Origin of the sequence: Pseudomonas sp. M5 (assembly GCF_016907075.1) — a bacterium.
GTDB lineage: Bacteria > Pseudomonadota > Gammaproteobacteria > Pseudomonadales > Pseudomonadaceae > Aquipseudomonas > Aquipseudomonas putida_E.
The window spans coordinates 4,319,326-4,335,234 of the sequence record NZ_JAFBBH010000001.1 but is presented as its reverse complement, the minus strand read 5'-3'; the positions used below and the strand labels follow the sequence as shown (position 1 = coordinate 4,335,234).

Genomic DNA, 15,909 nt, shown 5'->3' with positions numbered 1-15,909 from the left:
CATTTAAGCCGGCTGAGGCTGCAGGAAATTACACGAGAACGCCTCGCAACTGTTCGATCACGACAGCGCTTTTCCATAAACGTCAGATGTCGTGGATGGCATGTCCAGACACGCCTGATGGCCATTTGAGGGTTTTGTTTTTCATCTGGGTATGCGTAACTGTCTAGTCCTGAAATAGGTTTACACCAGCTCAGGTAGGCCGACAGGCCTCAAACGCCCGATGCACCGCATCGGGCGTTTTGTTTTTCAGGGCCATATGAGGCCGTTCTGTGTTGTAAATCTGCACTGCCTCGTCAACCATCTGTCTCGCTTGCTCCAGATCTTCAGGGCTGCTCAACAGAAGTTCCATCTTGAGGATTCCATTGACTCGCTCGGCCAGCGCGTTCTGGTAACAGTCATACCCATCAGTCATGGAGCACTGAACGCCGTGCCGTTGATGCAGTGACTGGTATAGCGCTGAGCAATATTGGATTCCTCGATCCGAATGGTGGACCAATGGCTGGCGACGACCTCGCTTTCGTAAAGCCTGCCTGAAGGCTTGCGCTACTGACTCGGCGTGCAGGCTTTCATGGACGTGGTGGCCAACAATTTTCCTGGAGTACGCATCCGTTACCAGGCTCAGGTACAGCGGCCCGTTACGTGCGGGCAGGTAAGTGATGTCGGCAACCCAGACGTGCTCCGGCCTTGTCGGAACGACCTGGCTTGGGCCGGGCTTGAGTAAGTTGGGATGGCGGTAGAAGCGATGAAAGCTCTGTGTTGTCTTGTGGTAGGCCCGCTTAGGCAGCACTAGCAAACGGCGCTCTCCCAAGACCTGGAACAGCCTATCTCGGCCGACCTGGAATCGTCTGTCAGGTTGGCAATGCAGCAGATAGTGCAGCTTGCGTGTGCCTAGACGAGGCTGGCGCATCCGGACTTGCCGTACAAACTCAACCACCTGGTCTGCCTGGCGTTCTTTGTCATCGGCAGCTCGATTACGTTTGTAGTAAGCCTGTCGACTGATACCTAGAAACTGACAAGCCCTGGCAATGCTCAGTCCTGCGACTTGACCTTGCGAGAGGACTTGCCGGATCGCTTTTTTACGATCGAGACACCATAGTCATTTTTCAGAACATCAACGACAGTTTCAAAGAACTGGGCCTTCTGGCTCATCAGCTCAAGCTGCTGCTCAAGCTCTTTGATCCGCTGCTCTGGAGTGAGCGTTTTGGGGTCAGACATCGCGCAGCTCCTCTCGTCGCGGATCGAGGCCCCCTGGCTCCAATCCTGCCGACCGTGCTTACGCAACCATACCAGAACCGTCGACCGCCCCTGGATGCCGTACCGCACCTGGGCCTGCTTGTAGGTCAGTTCGCCTTTTTCAATCTGATCAACCACCGCCAATTTAAAAGACAGCGAGTAATCACGCTGTGTGCGCTTTACACCTTGTTCCATCTGACTCTCCGGAAATTCGGGATGGGAGGTGTAAACCTTATTCAGGACGGGACAAACAAATACAAAAAAGCCCCGGTCTCCCGGGGCCTCTGTTGCTCAGGCGTCTGCCTACGCCTGCCCCGTCCGTTCGAAGCGCCGGGCCAGCAACAGGTAAGCGAAGATCCCCAGCACGCCATGGGCGGCCACGAACCAAAGTGCGTTGTCGAAGGAGCCGGTGCTGGCCACTACGTAGCCGATCACCAGCGGGGTGACGATGCCGGCAATGTTGCCGATGCCGTTGAACACGCCACCGCACAGGCCGACCATTTTCTTCGGTGCCACATCCGACAGCACCGCCCAACCCACCGCTGCCAGGCCCTTGCCGAAGAATGCCAAGGTCATCAGGGCAATTACCGCCGCGTTGCCATCCACGTAATTGGCCAGCACCAAGGTGGTGGACAACGCCATGCCGATCACGAACGGCGTCTTGCGCGCCCTGGACGGGTGCACGCCGCGGCGGATCAGCCAGTCGGACACGAAGCCCCCAAGGATGCCACCGGTAAAGCCGCAGATGGCCGGCAACGCGGCCACCCAGCCGGCCTCCATGATGGTCATGCCACGGCCCTTGATCAGGTAGATCGGGAACCAGGTGATGAAGAAATAGGTGAGCGCAGTGATGCAATACTGCCCCAGGTAGACCGCCCACAGGTTGCGGCTGGTGAACAGCTGTGCAAGCTCCGCGCGGGTCGGTTTGCTCTTGGCCGTCTTGCGCTCTTTTTCCAGGTCGACCAGCGCTCCGCCTTCACGCATGTAATCGAACTCTTCACGGCTCAACCCTGGTGCGCTGTGCGGCTCATGGTAAAGGCGGAACCACACCACGCTCAGCAGCAGGCCGAGCACGCCCATCCAGATGAATACCTGCTCCCAGCTCATCGTGTGGGTCATCCACGCCATCAGCGGCGCGAACACCACCACTGCCATGTACTGCGCCGAGTTGAACAGCGCCGATGCGGTACCGCGCTCGCGGGTGGGGAACCAGCAACTGACGATGCGCGAGTTGGCCGGGAATGCCGGTGACTCCACCAGGCCGAGCATGAAACGCATGGAGAACAACGCCACCGCAGCCGACACACCGGCCAGGCCCAGCCAGCCCACTGTGCCTTGCAGCAGGGTGAACAGCGACCAGAGAATCAGGCTGATGCCATATACGCGGCGTGCACCGAAGCGGTCCAGCAACCAGCCGCCTGGCACCTGGCCGAGGGCATAGGCCCAGGCGAAGGCAGAAAAGATCATGCCGAGCATGACCGGGTCCAGGCCAAGGTCTTTGAGTACCTCGGTGCCAGTGATCGACAGGGTGGCGCGGTCGGCATAGTTGATGACCGTGATGACAAAGATCAGCGCCAGGACAAGGAAGCGATGGCGGCCGATTGCGGCGACGGCCTGCGGTGCGGCGACGGCGGATTTGCTGTTCATGTGTACCCTCTTGCTTCTCGATGGAAGCGATTGTTCTTGTGCAGAGAAGGTGTGGCCTTGTGGTGTCGCTAGTGGCCCTATCGCCGGCAAGCCGGCGCCTACAGGTACATCACCGGGCTGCAAAGCAGTGGGCTCCCAGTGGAAGCCGGCTTGCCGGCGATAGGGGTTACGCGCAGTTCGGCGGCACCTCGCCGCGGAAACAGGCTGCGAGGTTGTCCAGCACCATTTGCCCCATTTCCAGGCGGGTCTGCAGGGTGGCGCTGCCACGGTGCGGCTGTAGGCTGACCTGGTTGAGGTCACATAAAGCCGGTGGCACATGGGGTTCATCGACGAACACATCCAGCCCGGCACCGGCAATGCGCCGTTCACGCAAGGCCTCGACCAGTGCGTCCTCATCCACCAACTTGCCGCGCGCCACGTTGATCAGGTAGCCCTGCGGGCCCAGCGCGTCGAGCACTTCGGCGCTCACCAGCACCTTGCCGCCATCAGCCGAGGCCGCTACCACCAGCACATCCACCGCACGCGCCAGTTCGACCAGGTCAGCGACGAAGCGGTAGCCACAGCCGTGCTGTTCGCGGCGGCCGTTGTAGGCAATGTGCATGTCGAAGGCGGCAGCGCGGCGGGCGATGGCCTTGCCGACTTGCCCCAGGCCAACGATGCCCAGCGCACTACCACTGACCTTGCGCGCCAACGGCAGGTTGACCGTGCCCCACAAGCCGTCACGCACCAGACGTTCACCTTCGCCCAGGCGGCGTAGTGTGTTGATGATCAACCCCATGGCCATATCGGCCACGTCATCGGTGAGCACCCCCGGGGTCGTGGTGACATGTATGCCGCGCTTCGCCGCGTGGTGCAGGTCGACAGCGTCGGTGCCGATGCCACTGATGGCGATGATCTGCAGCGCTGGCAGTTGATCCATCAGCGCATTGGCCAAGCCTTTGGCGCCACCGGTGACCACCCCACGAATACGAGGGCCGACTTCATCGAGCAGTTGTTGAGGATTGTCATGTCGATACAGCCGATGCACCTGGTAGGCACTGACCAGTTGCGCATCGATGGCATCCGGTACCGGCTGGGTCAGCAGCAGCTCGACGGCTGCGGTGTTGTCGTTGTTCATCGTTGATATCCGGCAACTTCAAAGGTGTGACTCGATGCTAGGCCGGCATGCGATACAGGTCTAATATAGATGGTGGATCGAATAATTCAGGAATTGAATCATGGAGCTGCACCAGCTGCGCTGCTTCGTAGCGGTTGCCGAGGAGCTGCATTTCGGCCGTGCCGCCAGCCGCCTGCACATGACCCAGCCGCCATTGAGCCGGCAGATCCAGCTGTTGGAGCATTCGCTGGGGGTGCTGCTGCTCGAGCGCAACAACCGCCAGGCGCGGCTCACGCTCGCCGGGCAGAGCTTTCTGGAAGATGCCCGGCGCATACTGCAGATTGCCGAATCGGCCAGCCAGTCGGCCCGGCGCATTGCCCATGGCGAGGCTGGCCGACTGACGCTGGGCTTCACAGCGGTCGGGGCCTACAGCATGATCCCGCGCCTGCTGGTGCACGCCGCCAAGACCGTACCCGACATCGAACTGGTGCTCAGCGAGCGCATCTCCGCAACCCAGGTGCATGACCTGGAGGCTGGGCTGATCGATGTCGGTCTGGTGCGCCAGGTACTGCCCAGCGCGCGCGTGGAGTACCTGCCGATCCACCGCGAGCCCTTCGTCGCTGCCCTGCCCGCCGGGCATGCACTGGCAGCGCGCGAGCGGCTCAAGCCGACCGATTTCGATCAGCAGCCGTTCGTGATGTACAGCGCCAACGAGGGGCGCTACTTCCATGACCGCATCGCCAATCTGTTTGCCCGCCACGAGGTGCAGCCGCGTTATCTGCACCAACTGGGGCAGACGCATTCGATTCTGGGGTTGGTCAATGTCGGGCTGGGCTGTGCGGTGGTGCCGGCATCGGCGCAGGCGCTGCGGCTGGAGCAGGTGGTGTTCAAGCCAATGGTGGGGACGGACCAGCAGGCGGAGATCTTTCTGGCGTATTGCCGGGATAATCCGAACCCAGTGCTGGGCGCGTTTGTGGCGATGGCTCGGGCATTTTTTGAGGCGGGGTGAGGGGGCTGCTGCGCAGCCCAATCGCCGGCAAGCCGACTCCCACAGGTACCCCGCTGCTCTCAAGCTCAGCGCAAACCCAGTGGGAGCCGGCTTGCCGGCGATAGGGCACCGGGCTTCAACGCACCAGGCAAGGCCGCTTGTTATCGAACGTCCAGCCCGGGATCAGGAACTGCATCGCCACACCGTCATCCCGCGCTCCCAGCCCCATGCTGCGGTAGCACTCATGGGCCTTGGCCAGTTGGTCTTCATCCAGCTCCACCCCTAGCCCTGGGCGCTCTGGCACGCGCACATGGCCGTCGACGATGCGTAGCGGCTCGCGGGTAAGGCGCTGGCCGTCCTGCCAGATCCAGTGGGTGTCGATCGCCGTGATCTCACCCGGCGCCGCCGCGGCCACCTGGGTGAACATCGCCAACGAAATATCGAAGTGGTTGTTCGAATGCGAACCCCAGGTTAGGCCCCAGTCGTTGCACATCTGCGCCACCCGTACCGAGCCCTGCAAGGTCCAGAAGTGTGGGTCGGCCAAGGGGATGTCCACCGATTGCAACTGGATCGCATGGCCCATCTGGCGCCAGTCGGTGGCAATCATGTTGGTGGCGGTGGGCAAGCCGGTGGCACGGCGGAACTCGGCCATCACCTCACGGCCCGAATAGCCGTTTTCGGCACCGCACGGGTCTTCTGCATAGGCCAGCACGTGGTGCTTGTCACGGCACAGGGCAATGGCCTCTTGCAATGACCAGGCGCCATTGGGGTCTAGCGTGATACGCGCTTCGGGGAAGCGCTCGGCCAGCGCCGTCACCGCCTCCATCTCCTCTTCGCCACGCAGCACGCCGCCCTTGAGCTTGAAGTCGCTGAAGCCATAGCGCTGCTTGGCGGCTTCAGCCAGGCGCACCACGGCCTCAGGGGTCAGTGCCTTCTCGTGACGCAGGCGGAACCAGTCATCATCGGCGTCGGCCTCATTGCGGTAAGCCAGGTCAGTCTGCTGGCGGTCACCGATATAGAACAGGTAGCCGAGCATTTTCACCGCGTCGCGCTGCTGGCCTTCGCCGAGCAGCGCGGCCATGGGCACATTGAGGTGCTGGCCGAGCAAGTCGAGCAGCGCCGACTCGATGGCCGTCACCGCATGCACGGTAATGCGCAGGTCGAAGGTCTGCAGGCCACGCCCGCCGGCATCGCGGTTGGCGAAGGTCTGGCGCATGGCATTGAGCACACGCTGGTAGTGGCCGATCGGCTGGCCGACCACCAGGCTGCGGGCATCTTCCAGGGTCTGGCGGATCTTCTCGCCGCCGGGCACTTCGCCCAGGCCCGTGTTGCCGGCGCTGTCACGCAGCACCACAACGTTACGGGTGAAGAACGGGCCATGGGCGCCACTGAGGTTGAGCAGCATGCTGTCATGGCCGGCTACCGGGATCACGCGCAGGTCGGTGACCACGGGGGTGCTGGTGTGGAGTGCGGGAGTCGTCTGCATGTTCATGATTGTTGTCTCGCAGTCATCAGTGGGTCTGGCCCAAGGCCGAAGGGGCCTTGAGGTCATTGGAGGGGACGCCCTTTGGGCGAGTGCGCACGAAGAACACCGCAATGGCCGCCAGCACCGAGGTCACGGCCAGGCCGTACAGGCCACCCTGGATCGACCCGGTCTGCTGCTCGAGCAGGCCGAAGGTGGTGGGCGCGACGAAGCCGCCCAGGTTGCCCACCGAGTTGATCAGGGCGATCACCGCCGCAGCGATACGCGCGTCCAGATAGCCTTGGGGGATCGGCCAGAACAGTGACGAAGCCGACTTGAAACCGATGGCGGCAAAGCACACCGCGACAAAGGCGAACACCGGCCCGCCCGTGGTCGACATGAACATGCCAATGGCCGCGATCACCAGGGCAGCAGCCACCCAGGCCTGCTGGAACTTCCAGCGTGAGGAGCCAGCGGCGAAGGCATACATGGCCAGAATCGAGATCAGCCACGGGATGGAGTTGAAGAAGCCGACCTGCAGGTCGCTCAGGTCACCCATGCGTTTGATGATGCTGGGCAACCAGAAGGTCGCAGCGTAGATGGTCAGCTGGATGCAGAAGTAGATCAGGCAGAACAGCACGATCTGGCGGTCCTTGAGCAAGCTCCAGGACGATACCTTGACGGCGCCGGTGGCTTCGCGCTCACGTTGCTCGCGGTCGATGGTATCGACCAACGCGTCCTGCTCGGCCTTGCTCAGCCACTTGGCGTCGTGCGGTTTGGAGTCGAGCCAGAAGAACACGAAGAAGCACAGCGTGACCGAGGCCATGCCCTCGATGAACAACATCCACTGCCAGCCATGCATGCCCAGGCCCTGGATCTGCATCAGCGCGCCGGCCAGTGGGCCGGAGATCAGCGAAGCCAGCGCCGAGCCGCTGAGGAAGATGGCAATCGCCTTGCCGCGTTCGGCAGCTGGCAGCCAGCGGGTGAAGTAGTAGATCACCCCAGGGAAGAAGCCGGCCTCGGCAACACCGAGCAAAAAGCGCAGCACGTAGAACTGGGTTTCGTTCTGCACGAATGCCATGGCCGTGGCCACCAGCCCCCAGGTGAACATGATGCGGGTCAGCCACAGGCGGGCGCCGACGCGCTGCAACAGCATGTTCGAGGGCACTTCGAACAGCGCATAGCCGATGAAGAACAACCCGGCACCAAAACCATAGGCCGCAGCGCTGATACCCAGGTCGCTTTCCAGGTGTGGCCGGACGAAGCCGATGTTGACGCGGTCGAGGTAGTTGACGATGAACATGATCACGAACAGCGGCAGGACGTGGCGCTTGACCTTGGCCACGGCGCTGGCCAGCACGTCGCCGCCGTTACGGGCAGACGGATCGAGGGTGTCGTTCACTTGTGTATCTCCCACTAATTGTTTTTGTGCGGGTCGAGGTGGTCTGACATGACAGTGGGCAGAGCATATGCGCGGCACAGTTGTACGACAAGATGGCGACTGTCGTTAAAAACACAAAATACAAGCTTATAGATCGTATAAAAGCGGCGATAAAGCTAATAAGTTCACTTTTAAGGTTGTCCGGCGCTGCGAAAAAACAGGCAGAAAATATTTTTATCGACTAACTTGTCGTACAAGCTAACTCGCCAACCGGAGCGGCCCATGCCCCAGCAGCCCCGCAAAACAGGCCACAGCCGTGCCCACGACCTGGTCTCCAGCCTGACCCAGCAGATCCTGCTGGGCACCATCAAGCCGGGCGACAAACTGCCGTCGGAAAACACCCTGGTGCGCGAGCACGGTGTCAGCCGCACCGTGGTGCGTGAAGCCCTGTCGAAGCTGCAGGCCTCTGGCCTGGTAGAGCCGCGCCATGGGATTGGTACGTTCGTGATGGCGCGCCCGGCGCAGGCCGGGTTGCGGGTGGGAGTGGAGAATGCCGCAAGCGTGCGCGACCTGCTGGAACTGCGCATCGGCCTCGAAGGCCAGGCAGCCGCCCTCGCCGCCGTGCGCCGCAACGAACAACACCTGGCACGCATGCGCCAGGCGCTGGACGATTATCAGGACCTCGCCGCGGCCGGTGACAGTTGCATCGAAGCGGACCGCCGCTTTCACCTGCTGATCGCCGAGGCCACCGGCAACCTGTACTTCAGCGAGATGATGGCGCAGCTGGGCAATGGCCTGATTCCACGCAACCGCATGGCCATCGCCGAACGCGCCGGGGCCAACCTGGCCCGGCATGCCTACCTGGCCAACCTGGAGCATGAGGCGATTCTCAACGCCATTGGCCGGCAGGACCCGGATGCGGCGCGGGCGGCGATCTGCCTGCATCTGTCCAACAGCCGGGACCGGTTGTTGCCGGACTGAGGCTGGCGATTACCAGGTCAGGCAGATCTTGCCGAAATGCCGGTTGCTCTCCTGGTAGCGGAACGCTTCGACGATCTGCTCCAGCTCAAAATGCTTGTCCACCACAGGCAGCAAGCCGTTGGCGTCGATCGCCCGGACCATCGCCTGCTGCTGCGCGCGGCTACCCACCAGCACGCCCTGCAGACGGATCTGCCGAACCAGCGCCTGAACCAGCGGCAACTGCCCGGCGACACCGGTAAGGATGCCGATCAATGACACATGGCCGCCGATCCGTGCGGCAATCATCGACTGCTCCAGCGTCGCCGGCCCGCCTACCTCGATCACATGATCGACGCCACGGTTGCCGGTGAGCTCACGCACCTTCTCGCCCCAGGCCGGGGTGCTCTTGTAGTTGATCAGGTGGTCGGCGCCCAGGGCCTTGAGGCGTTCGAGCTTGGCATCGCTGGACGAGGTGGCGATTACCGTGGCGCCTGCCAGCTTGGCGAACTGCAGGGCGAAGATCGACACGCCGCCGGTGCCCTGCACCAGTACGGTGTCACCGGGCTTGAGGTGATCGTCGCTCATCAGCGCACGCCAGGCCGTGAGGCCGGCGGTCGTCAGGGTGGCGGCCTCGGCGTGGCTGTAGCCCTTGGGCGCCAGCGTGAAGGAGGTGGCGCGGGCGGTGACCTGTTCACGGGCGTAGCCGTCGATGCCGTCGCCCGGCACGCTGGCGAAACCTTCGACCAGTGCCTGGCCATCGAGCCAGTCCGGGAAGAAGGTGCTGACCACGCTGTCGCCTACCTTGAACTCACTGACGCCCGCCCCGACAGCGGTCACTTCGCCAGCGCCATCGGCCATGGGAATGCGCCGCTCGCTCGGCCCCCACATGCCGCTGACCACGGCAAAGTCGTGGTAGTTGAGGGAGCTGGCGTGCAGGCGCACGGTGATCTCACCGGGCTTGGGCGCAGCAGCCTCGCAGGTGCCGACTTCGACCTTGTCGTAGCCGCCGCCGGGTTGCACGTAAATGGCTTTATGGGTCATGGCTGGTTCTCCATTTGGGGAAAAGACTGGGGGTGAGCATAGACAGTAACGGCCCTATCGCCGGCAAGCTGGCTCCCACAGGTGCTCGGGCAGCCTTCAGCAGCGGTGATCAACTTGCCGGCGGCAGGGCAAGCGCAGACGACCGAAAACTCGGCCCAGCAACGCCCGCAAAGCCCGGCAGTCCACCGCATGCCAGTCCACCAGTTCCGGCCATGGGTTATCCGGCAGGTTCACCAGCACTGTGCGCGCCCCGGCCGCTCGGCCGCAATCCAGGTCGAAGCGGTAGTCACCCACCATCACCAGTTCGCTCGGCGCCACACCCCAGGCACTGGCGATCTTCAGCAGGCCATCGGGGTTGGGCTTGGGCGCCGCCTCGTCACGACCGAGCACGTGCTCGACGGCAAAGCAATCCGCCAGGCCGATCGCCTCCAGCGTGACATGCGCCAGCTCACGCGCATTACGGGTAAGGATGCCCAACCGGCAGCCACGCCCGGCCAGCTCCCGCACCAGCTCCACAGCACCGGTAGCAGCAGTCGAGGCAACCGCCAGGTCGCGCTCGTGCTCCAGCAGCCACGCATGCTTGGCGGCCGCTTGCGCCGCAGGCAATGCCGCCAGGTGGGTGAGGATGTCGTCCTCGGGCGGAATCTCCAGCGCCTCACGAATGGCGGCAAAATCATGCACCGCCACGGTAAGGGTGCCGTCCATGTCGAACACCCAGTTGCGGATATCGGCCAGGCTCATGCCCAGTCCTTGCGGTGACGGATCAAGCCTTCCTGCGAAGACGACGCCACCAGCTGCCCGGCACGGTTGTAGATACTGCCCCGGCAGAAACCCCGGGCATTGCCGGCCCAAGGACTGTCGGTGGCGTACAGCAGCCACTCATCGGCGCGCAGGTTGCCGTGGAACCACAACGAGTGGTCGAGGCTGGCGATCTGCATGTCGCGCTGCCACACCGATTTGCCGTGGGGCAGCAGCGAGGTGGTCAGCAGGCCGAAGTCCGAGGCGTAGGCCAGCAGGTACTTGTGCAGCGCGGGCACGTCCGGCAGGGTGCCGTCGGCGCGGAACCAGGTGTATTTCACCGGGTCGCCGGGCTTGGGGTTGAACGGGTCACGCTCGGTGACCGGGCGTATCTCGATCGGTTTGGCACACAGCACCTTGTCACGAATGCGCTCAGGCAGGTGGTCGGCCATGGCGCGGGCCAGTTCGACCTCGCTCGGCAGGTTCTCCGGCCCGACCACATCAGGCATCTGCGCCTGGTGCTCGAAACCTTCCTCGTCGTACTGGAACGACGCACTGCAAGTGAAAATGGTCTGGCCCTTCTGGATGGCCGTCACGCGCCGGGTACTGAAGCTGCCGCCATCGCGCACACGGTCGACCGAATAGACCACCGGCAGGCTGGCATCGCCCGGGCGCAGGAAGTAGCCGTGCAGCGAATGCACATGGCGCGCGTCTTCGACCGTCTGGCTGGCCGCCGACAGTGACTGGCCCAGCACCTGGCCACCGTACAGCTGGCGGAAGCCCAGGTCCTGGCTGCGCCCACGGAACAGGTTCTCCTCGATCGACTCGAGGCTCAACAGGTCGACCAGGTCGTCCAACACATGACTCATCGGGGGTTCTCCTAGCAAGGCATCACAGCTCTACGGCGCTTTCATGAAGGTAAATGATACAGGGTTTGTCATCGGCACCGCGCATGACCGCTCATTCAGCGCGCAAGGTCTGCTCCCAGCGGGGCCGGTCGATGCGGTACAGCACGTGGGGCCGCAGCGGGTGCCCGGCGGGCAGGCGCGGGTGCTCGAAACTGCCTTGCAGGTCCTGCACCATGCCGATGGCCTGCATGACCTTCTGCGACGGCAGGTTGGCCTCGGTAGTGAACGACACCACCTCCTCCAGGCGCAATTGGGCGAAAGCACAACGCAGGCAGGTCCACGCCGCCTCGCTGGCAAAGCCCAGGCCCCAGTGGCGCCGGGCAAGGCGCCAGCCGATTTCCACGGCCGGCGCGAACGCCGCATCGAAGTTGACGTTGAGCAGGCCGGTCATGCCGATGAAGGCGCCGCTGTCCTTGCGTTCCAGGGCCCACAGGCCGAAGCCGTATTCGTTGAAATGGCCGCGGATCCTGCCGATCAGTGCCGCCGCCTCCAGCCGCGTCATGGGGGCTGGAAAGTAACGCATCACCTGCGGGTCGGCGCTCATGGCGGCGAACTCGCGCAGGTCGTCGTCATGCCATTGGCGTAACACCAGGCGGGCGCTTTCCAGTTCAAGGATGGGGGTCATGGGGCGTGCTCCGGTTTTGCCGTGCTACAGGTTCAGCGTAGGCGCGGCGCAGCACTTTTACCCACAACCCAACAACTGGCAAGATCAGCACTGGCCCCGATTGCGAACCCACCATGCCGTTGCCGCTGATCTACCACGATGACTACAGCCCGGAGTTTCCACCCGAGCATCGTTTCCCCATGGACAAGTTCCGCTTGCTGCGCGACCACCAGGTCGAGAGCGGGCTGACCACCGACCAGGCTTTGCTGCGCCCGCAAATCTGCCCCAACGACATCCTCGCCCTGGCCCACGACCGCGACTATATCGAGCGCTACATGCACGGCGAGCTGTCGCGCGAGGACCAGCGCCGCCTGGGCTTGCCCTGGAGCGAGGCCTTGGCGCGGCGCACCGTGCGGGCGGTGGGCGGCTCGCTGCTGGCTGCCGAAATGGCGCTGCAGCACGGCCTGGCCTGCCACCTGGCCGGCGGTACCCACCACGCCCACTATGACCACCCAGCCGGTTTCTGCATCTTCAACGACCTGGCCGTGATCAGCCGCTACCTGCTCGAAGCCGGGCGGGTGCACCGGGTGCTGATCTTCGATTGCGACGTGCACCAGGGCGATGGCACCGCGCGCATCCTGCAGGACACCCCGGACGCCATCACCGTATCGTTGCACTGCGAACAGAACTTCCCGGCGCGCAAGGCCCACAGTGACTGGGACATTCCGCTACCGCGGGGCATGGGTGACGCCGCCTACCTGAAGGTGGTGGAAGACGCGCTCAACTACCTGTTGCCGCTGTATCAACCCGACCTGGTGCTGTACGACGCCGGTGTGGACGAACATAAGGACGATGCCCTCGGCTACCTGCAACTGACCGATGCCGGCTTGGCTGCGCGCGACGAGCATGTCATGCGCCACTGCCTGGGGCGGGATATCCCGGTGGTCGGCGTGATCGGCGGCGGCTACAGCAAGGACAGGGAAGCCCTGGCGCGGCGCCACGGCATCCTCCACCACAGCGCGGCGAAGGTCATCAGTTGTTCACAATGACTGTGGAACCGCCTGTGGATAACCTGCTGGAAAGCCGCTACAGCCCTTTACCACCGTGCCCTGCAGCATACTGATCATTTTTTGCTCAGTGCTTGCATGTCCCCTGCTGCGTTAGAATGCGCGGTCTTTTCCACAGCCTGCTGACCACCATGTCCGATCTACGCCCCGCATCCCCTCCCCTGGCTGTCGTCATCGGCGCCGGCCCCGCCGGCCTGATGGCCGCCGAAGCCCTGGCCCAGGCGGGCCTGGCAGTGCAGGTGTTCGACGCCATGCCGTCGGTGGGCCGCAAGTTTCTGCTGGCGGGCGTCGGCGGCATGAACATTACCCATTCCGAGCCCTATCCCCAGTTCGTGGCGCGCTATGCCGAACGCGAAAGCGAGATAAAGCGGCTGCTGGGCGACTTCGATGCCGATGCCCTGCGCCAGTGGATTCACGGCTTGGGCATCGAAACCTTCGTGGGCACTTCGGGCCGAGTATTCCCTACCGACATGAAAGCCGCGCCGTTGTTGCGCGCCTGGCTCAAACGCCTGCGCGACAGCGGCGTGGTTATCCACACCCGCCATCGCTGGCTGGGCTGGCACGCCGACGGCGCCTTGCAAATCGCTTATCCACAGGGCGAACTGCAGGTAAAGGCTGATGTTGTTGTGTTGGCCTTGGGTGGCGGCAGCTGGGCCAGGCTGGGCTCCGACGGCGCCTGGCAACCTGTGCTGGCCGAACGGGCTGTGGATATCTCCCCCTTGCAAGCGAGCAACTGCGGGTTTGAAGTCGCAGGCTGGAGTGCGCTGCTCAAGGACAAGTTCGCCGGCGCGCCACTGAAGAACATCGCCTTGGGCATGCCAGGCACGGCAACGCGCAAAGGTGAGTTCATCCTTACCGCCCAGGGTGTCGAGGGCAGCCTGGTGTATGCCTGGTCTGCACCGTTGCGCGAGGCCATCAACCGCGACGGCCAGGCAACGCTGCTGCTCGACCTGCTGCCGGACAAGCCTGTGGACAAGATTGCCCAGGCCCTGGCCAAGCCGCGTGGTTCGCGGTCGATGGCCAAGCACCTGCACAGCCAACTGGGCATCGACGGGGTGAAGGCGGCACTGCTGCGTGAACTGACCGATCAGGCGACGTTTGCCGACATGCCCGCCCTGGCGCGAGCGATCAAGGCGCTGCCGATCACGCTGGTACGCACCCGGCCGCTGGACGAGGCGATCAGCAGTGCCGGTGGCGTGCGCTTCGAGGGGCTGGATGAGGGGTTGATGCTCAAGGGCATGCCTGGGGTGTTCTGTGCCGGCGAGATGCTGGACTGGGAGGCGCCGACGGGGGGGTATCTGTTGACGGCGTGCTTTGCCAGTGGGTTGCGGGCCGGGCGGGCGGCGGCGGATTGGCTGCCGCGGTCTTCCTGACAGGATGCGGGGGCCGCTTTGCGACCCTTTCGCGACTGTCCGTAGGAGCGGCCTTGTGTCGCGAAAGGGCTGCAAAGCAGCCCCAAGACCTCAAGGCTTGCGCTTCTTCGGCCCGGTATTGAAGCTGGGCACTTTGCGCACCGACTTGACCGGAGCCTCGTCGCCACTGTCCATCCAGCGCCCCAGCCCGCGCTTGGCACTGTTCTCTTTCGGCTTCTTGGGCTTTTTCGGCTTCTTGATCACCTGGCCACTGGCATCGGTCATCGGCACCCGGTGATCGGGAATGAAGTCCGGTTCCTCGTGGCGCGGCAAGGTCTGGCGAATCAGCGTCTCGATCGTGGCCAACTGCTGCACTTCATCGGCGCACACCAGCGAGATCGCCTCGCCTTTATTGCCGGCACGGCCCGTGCGACCAATACGGTGCACATAATCCTCGGCCACGATCGGCAGGTCGAGGTTGACCACCAACGGCAGGTCGTCGATGTCCAGGCCACGGGCGGCAACGTCGGTGGCGACCAGTACCTGGATCTCACGGGCCTTGAAGCTGTCCAGCGCGCGCTGGCGCGTGGCTTGCGGGCGGTCACCGTGAATGCCATCGGCGTTCACTCCCTCGCCCAGCAGCCGCTCGACCAACTGGTCTACGCCATTGCGAGTCTTGGCAAACACCAGTACCTGCTTCCAGCGCTGCTTGCGCAGCAGGTGGCAGAACAGGTCGACCTTGCGCTTCTTGTCCACCGGCACCAGCCACTGCTTGACCGTGGTGGCAGCCGCGTTGCGCGGGCTGACCTCGATGCTCAGCGGGTCATTGAGCGCCAGCCCTGCCAGCATGCGGATCTGGTCGGAGAAAGTAGCGGAAAACAGCAGCGTCTGGCGCTTGCGCGGCAGGGCCGCGTATACCGACTGCAGCTCTTCGGCAAAACCCAGGTCGAGCATGCGGTCGGCTTCGTCGAGCACCAGGGTCTGCACCTGGTTGAACTTCACCGCGTTCTGGCGGAACAGGTCGAGCAAGCGCCCCGGGGTAGCCACCAGCAGGTCGACGCCACGACGCAGGCGCATCATTTGCGGGTTGATGCTGACCCCGCCATACACCGCGTACGTGCTCAGCGGCAGGTTTTCGGCGTATTCACGCACGTTGTTGTGCACCTGCTCGGCCAATTCACGGGTCGGTACCAACACCAGCGCACGGATCGAGTTGCTGGCGACCTTTTCCCCTTCCAGGGCCAGGCGCTGCAGCACAGGCAGCGCAAAACCGGCAGTCTTGCCGGTGCCGGTCTGGGCTGCGGCCATCAGGTCGCGGCCGGCCAGCACGGCGGGGATGGCCTGGGCCTGAACCGGGGTCGGGGTGGTGTAGTCCAGCTGCTGCAGGGTACGCAGCAACGGTTCGATCAGGCCGAGTTTGGCGAAATTCATG

At 63.6% G+C, this 15,909-nt stretch carries 14 protein-coding genes; 4 read left to right on the top strand and 10 right to left on the bottom strand.

Annotated elements, in window-relative coordinates; all coding sequences use genetic code 11:
- Positions 1–190: 190 nt before the first annotated feature.
- From JOE27_RS19760 to JOE27_RS19750, 3 genes are all read right to left on the bottom strand, one after another.
- A protein-coding gene (locus JOE27_RS19760; RefSeq protein ID WP_125924402.1) for an IS3 family transposase occupies positions 191–1,428 on the bottom strand; the annotation gives its coding sequence in 2 pieces (ribosomal slippage) (positions 191–1,080 and positions 1,080–1,428; 1,239 coding nt in all).
- Positions 1,429–1,536: 108 nt separating this feature from the next.
- Entirely contained in the window at positions 1,537–2,880 is a 1,344-nt protein-coding gene (locus tag JOE27_RS19755) for an MFS transporter (RefSeq protein WP_046785158.1), read from the bottom strand.
- A gap of 166 nt (positions 2,881–3,046) precedes the next feature.
- Positions 3,047–3,997 (bottom strand): 2-hydroxyacid dehydrogenase, encoded by a 951-nt coding sequence (locus tag JOE27_RS19750; RefSeq protein WP_115273509.1) that lies wholly within the window; start codon positions 3,995–3,997, stop codon positions 3,047–3,049.
- Between the two features lie 100 nt (positions 3,998–4,097).
- Here JOE27_RS19750 and JOE27_RS19745 point away from each other — a divergent pair, with 100 nt between their 5' ends.
- Positions 4,098–4,985: a LysR substrate-binding domain-containing protein gene (locus tag JOE27_RS19745; protein WP_080952079.1), complete on the top strand. Its 888-nt coding sequence runs from the start codon at positions 4,098–4,100 to the stop codon at positions 4,983–4,985.
- Between the two features lie 115 nt (positions 4,986–5,100).
- On the opposite strand, the gene gudD is transcribed toward JOE27_RS19745, so the two are convergent.
- Both gudD and JOE27_RS19735 read right to left on the bottom strand, forming a co-directional pair.
- Complete coding sequence (gene gudD, locus JOE27_RS19740; protein WP_012312599.1) at positions 5,101–6,456, bottom strand: glucarate dehydratase; 1,356 nt, start codon at positions 6,454–6,456, stop codon at positions 5,101–5,103.
- 19 nt (positions 6,457–6,475) lie between these two features.
- On the bottom strand, positions 6,476–7,828 hold the full coding sequence (locus JOE27_RS19735; protein WP_161872196.1) for an MFS transporter: 1,353 nt from the start codon (positions 7,826–7,828) through the stop codon (positions 6,476–6,478).
- A 261-nt stretch (positions 7,829–8,089) separates the two neighbouring features.
- Here JOE27_RS19735 and JOE27_RS19730 point away from each other — a divergent pair, with 261 nt between their 5' ends.
- On the top strand, positions 8,090–8,788 hold the full coding sequence (locus JOE27_RS19730; RefSeq protein WP_012312597.1) for a FadR/GntR family transcriptional regulator: 699 nt from the start codon (positions 8,090–8,092) through the stop codon (positions 8,786–8,788).
- 9 nt (positions 8,789–8,797) lie between these two features.
- Here JOE27_RS19730 and JOE27_RS19725 read toward each other — a convergent pair whose 3' ends face one another.
- From JOE27_RS19725 to JOE27_RS19710, 4 genes are all read right to left on the bottom strand, one after another.
- The gene (locus JOE27_RS19725; RefSeq protein ID WP_039603560.1) at positions 8,798–9,808 is read right to left on the bottom strand and encodes an NAD(P)-dependent alcohol dehydrogenase; all 1,011 of its coding nucleotides are present in this window, start codon (positions 9,806–9,808) and stop codon (positions 8,798–8,800) included.
- A 96-nt stretch (positions 9,809–9,904) separates the two neighbouring features.
- Entirely contained in the window at positions 9,905–10,549 is a 645-nt protein-coding gene (locus tag JOE27_RS19720) for an HAD family hydrolase (protein WP_204919533.1), read from the bottom strand.
- Positions 10,546–11,415, bottom strand: a complete 870-nt coding sequence (gene tesB, locus JOE27_RS19715; RefSeq protein ID WP_012312594.1) for an acyl-CoA thioesterase II — start codon at positions 11,413–11,415, stop codon at positions 10,546–10,548. The genes JOE27_RS19720 and tesB overlap by 4 nt, the downstream gene beginning before the upstream one ends.
- Positions 11,416–11,506: 91 nt before the next feature.
- Complete coding sequence (locus tag JOE27_RS19710) at positions 11,507–12,079, bottom strand: GNAT family N-acetyltransferase (RefSeq protein ID WP_204919532.1); 573 nt, start codon at positions 12,077–12,079, stop codon at positions 11,507–11,509.
- 113 nt (positions 12,080–12,192) lie between these two features.
- Here JOE27_RS19710 and JOE27_RS19705 point away from each other — a divergent pair, with 113 nt between their 5' ends.
- Entirely contained in the window at positions 12,193–13,107 is a 915-nt protein-coding gene (locus tag JOE27_RS19705) for a histone deacetylase (RefSeq protein ID WP_204919529.1), read from the top strand.
- 149 nt (positions 13,108–13,256) lie between these two features.
- The gene (locus tag JOE27_RS19700; RefSeq protein WP_204920647.1) at positions 13,257–14,498 is read left to right on the top strand and encodes a TIGR03862 family flavoprotein; all 1,242 of its coding nucleotides are present in this window, start codon (positions 13,257–13,259) and stop codon (positions 14,496–14,498) included.
- 90 nt (positions 14,499–14,588) lie between these two features.
- On the opposite strand, the gene JOE27_RS19695 is transcribed toward JOE27_RS19700, so the two are convergent.
- The gene (locus JOE27_RS19695) at positions 14,589–15,908 is read right to left on the bottom strand and encodes a DEAD/DEAH box helicase (protein ID WP_012312590.1); all 1,320 of its coding nucleotides are present in this window, start codon (positions 15,906–15,908) and stop codon (positions 14,589–14,591) included.
- Between the last annotated feature and the right edge of the window lies 1 nt (position 15,909).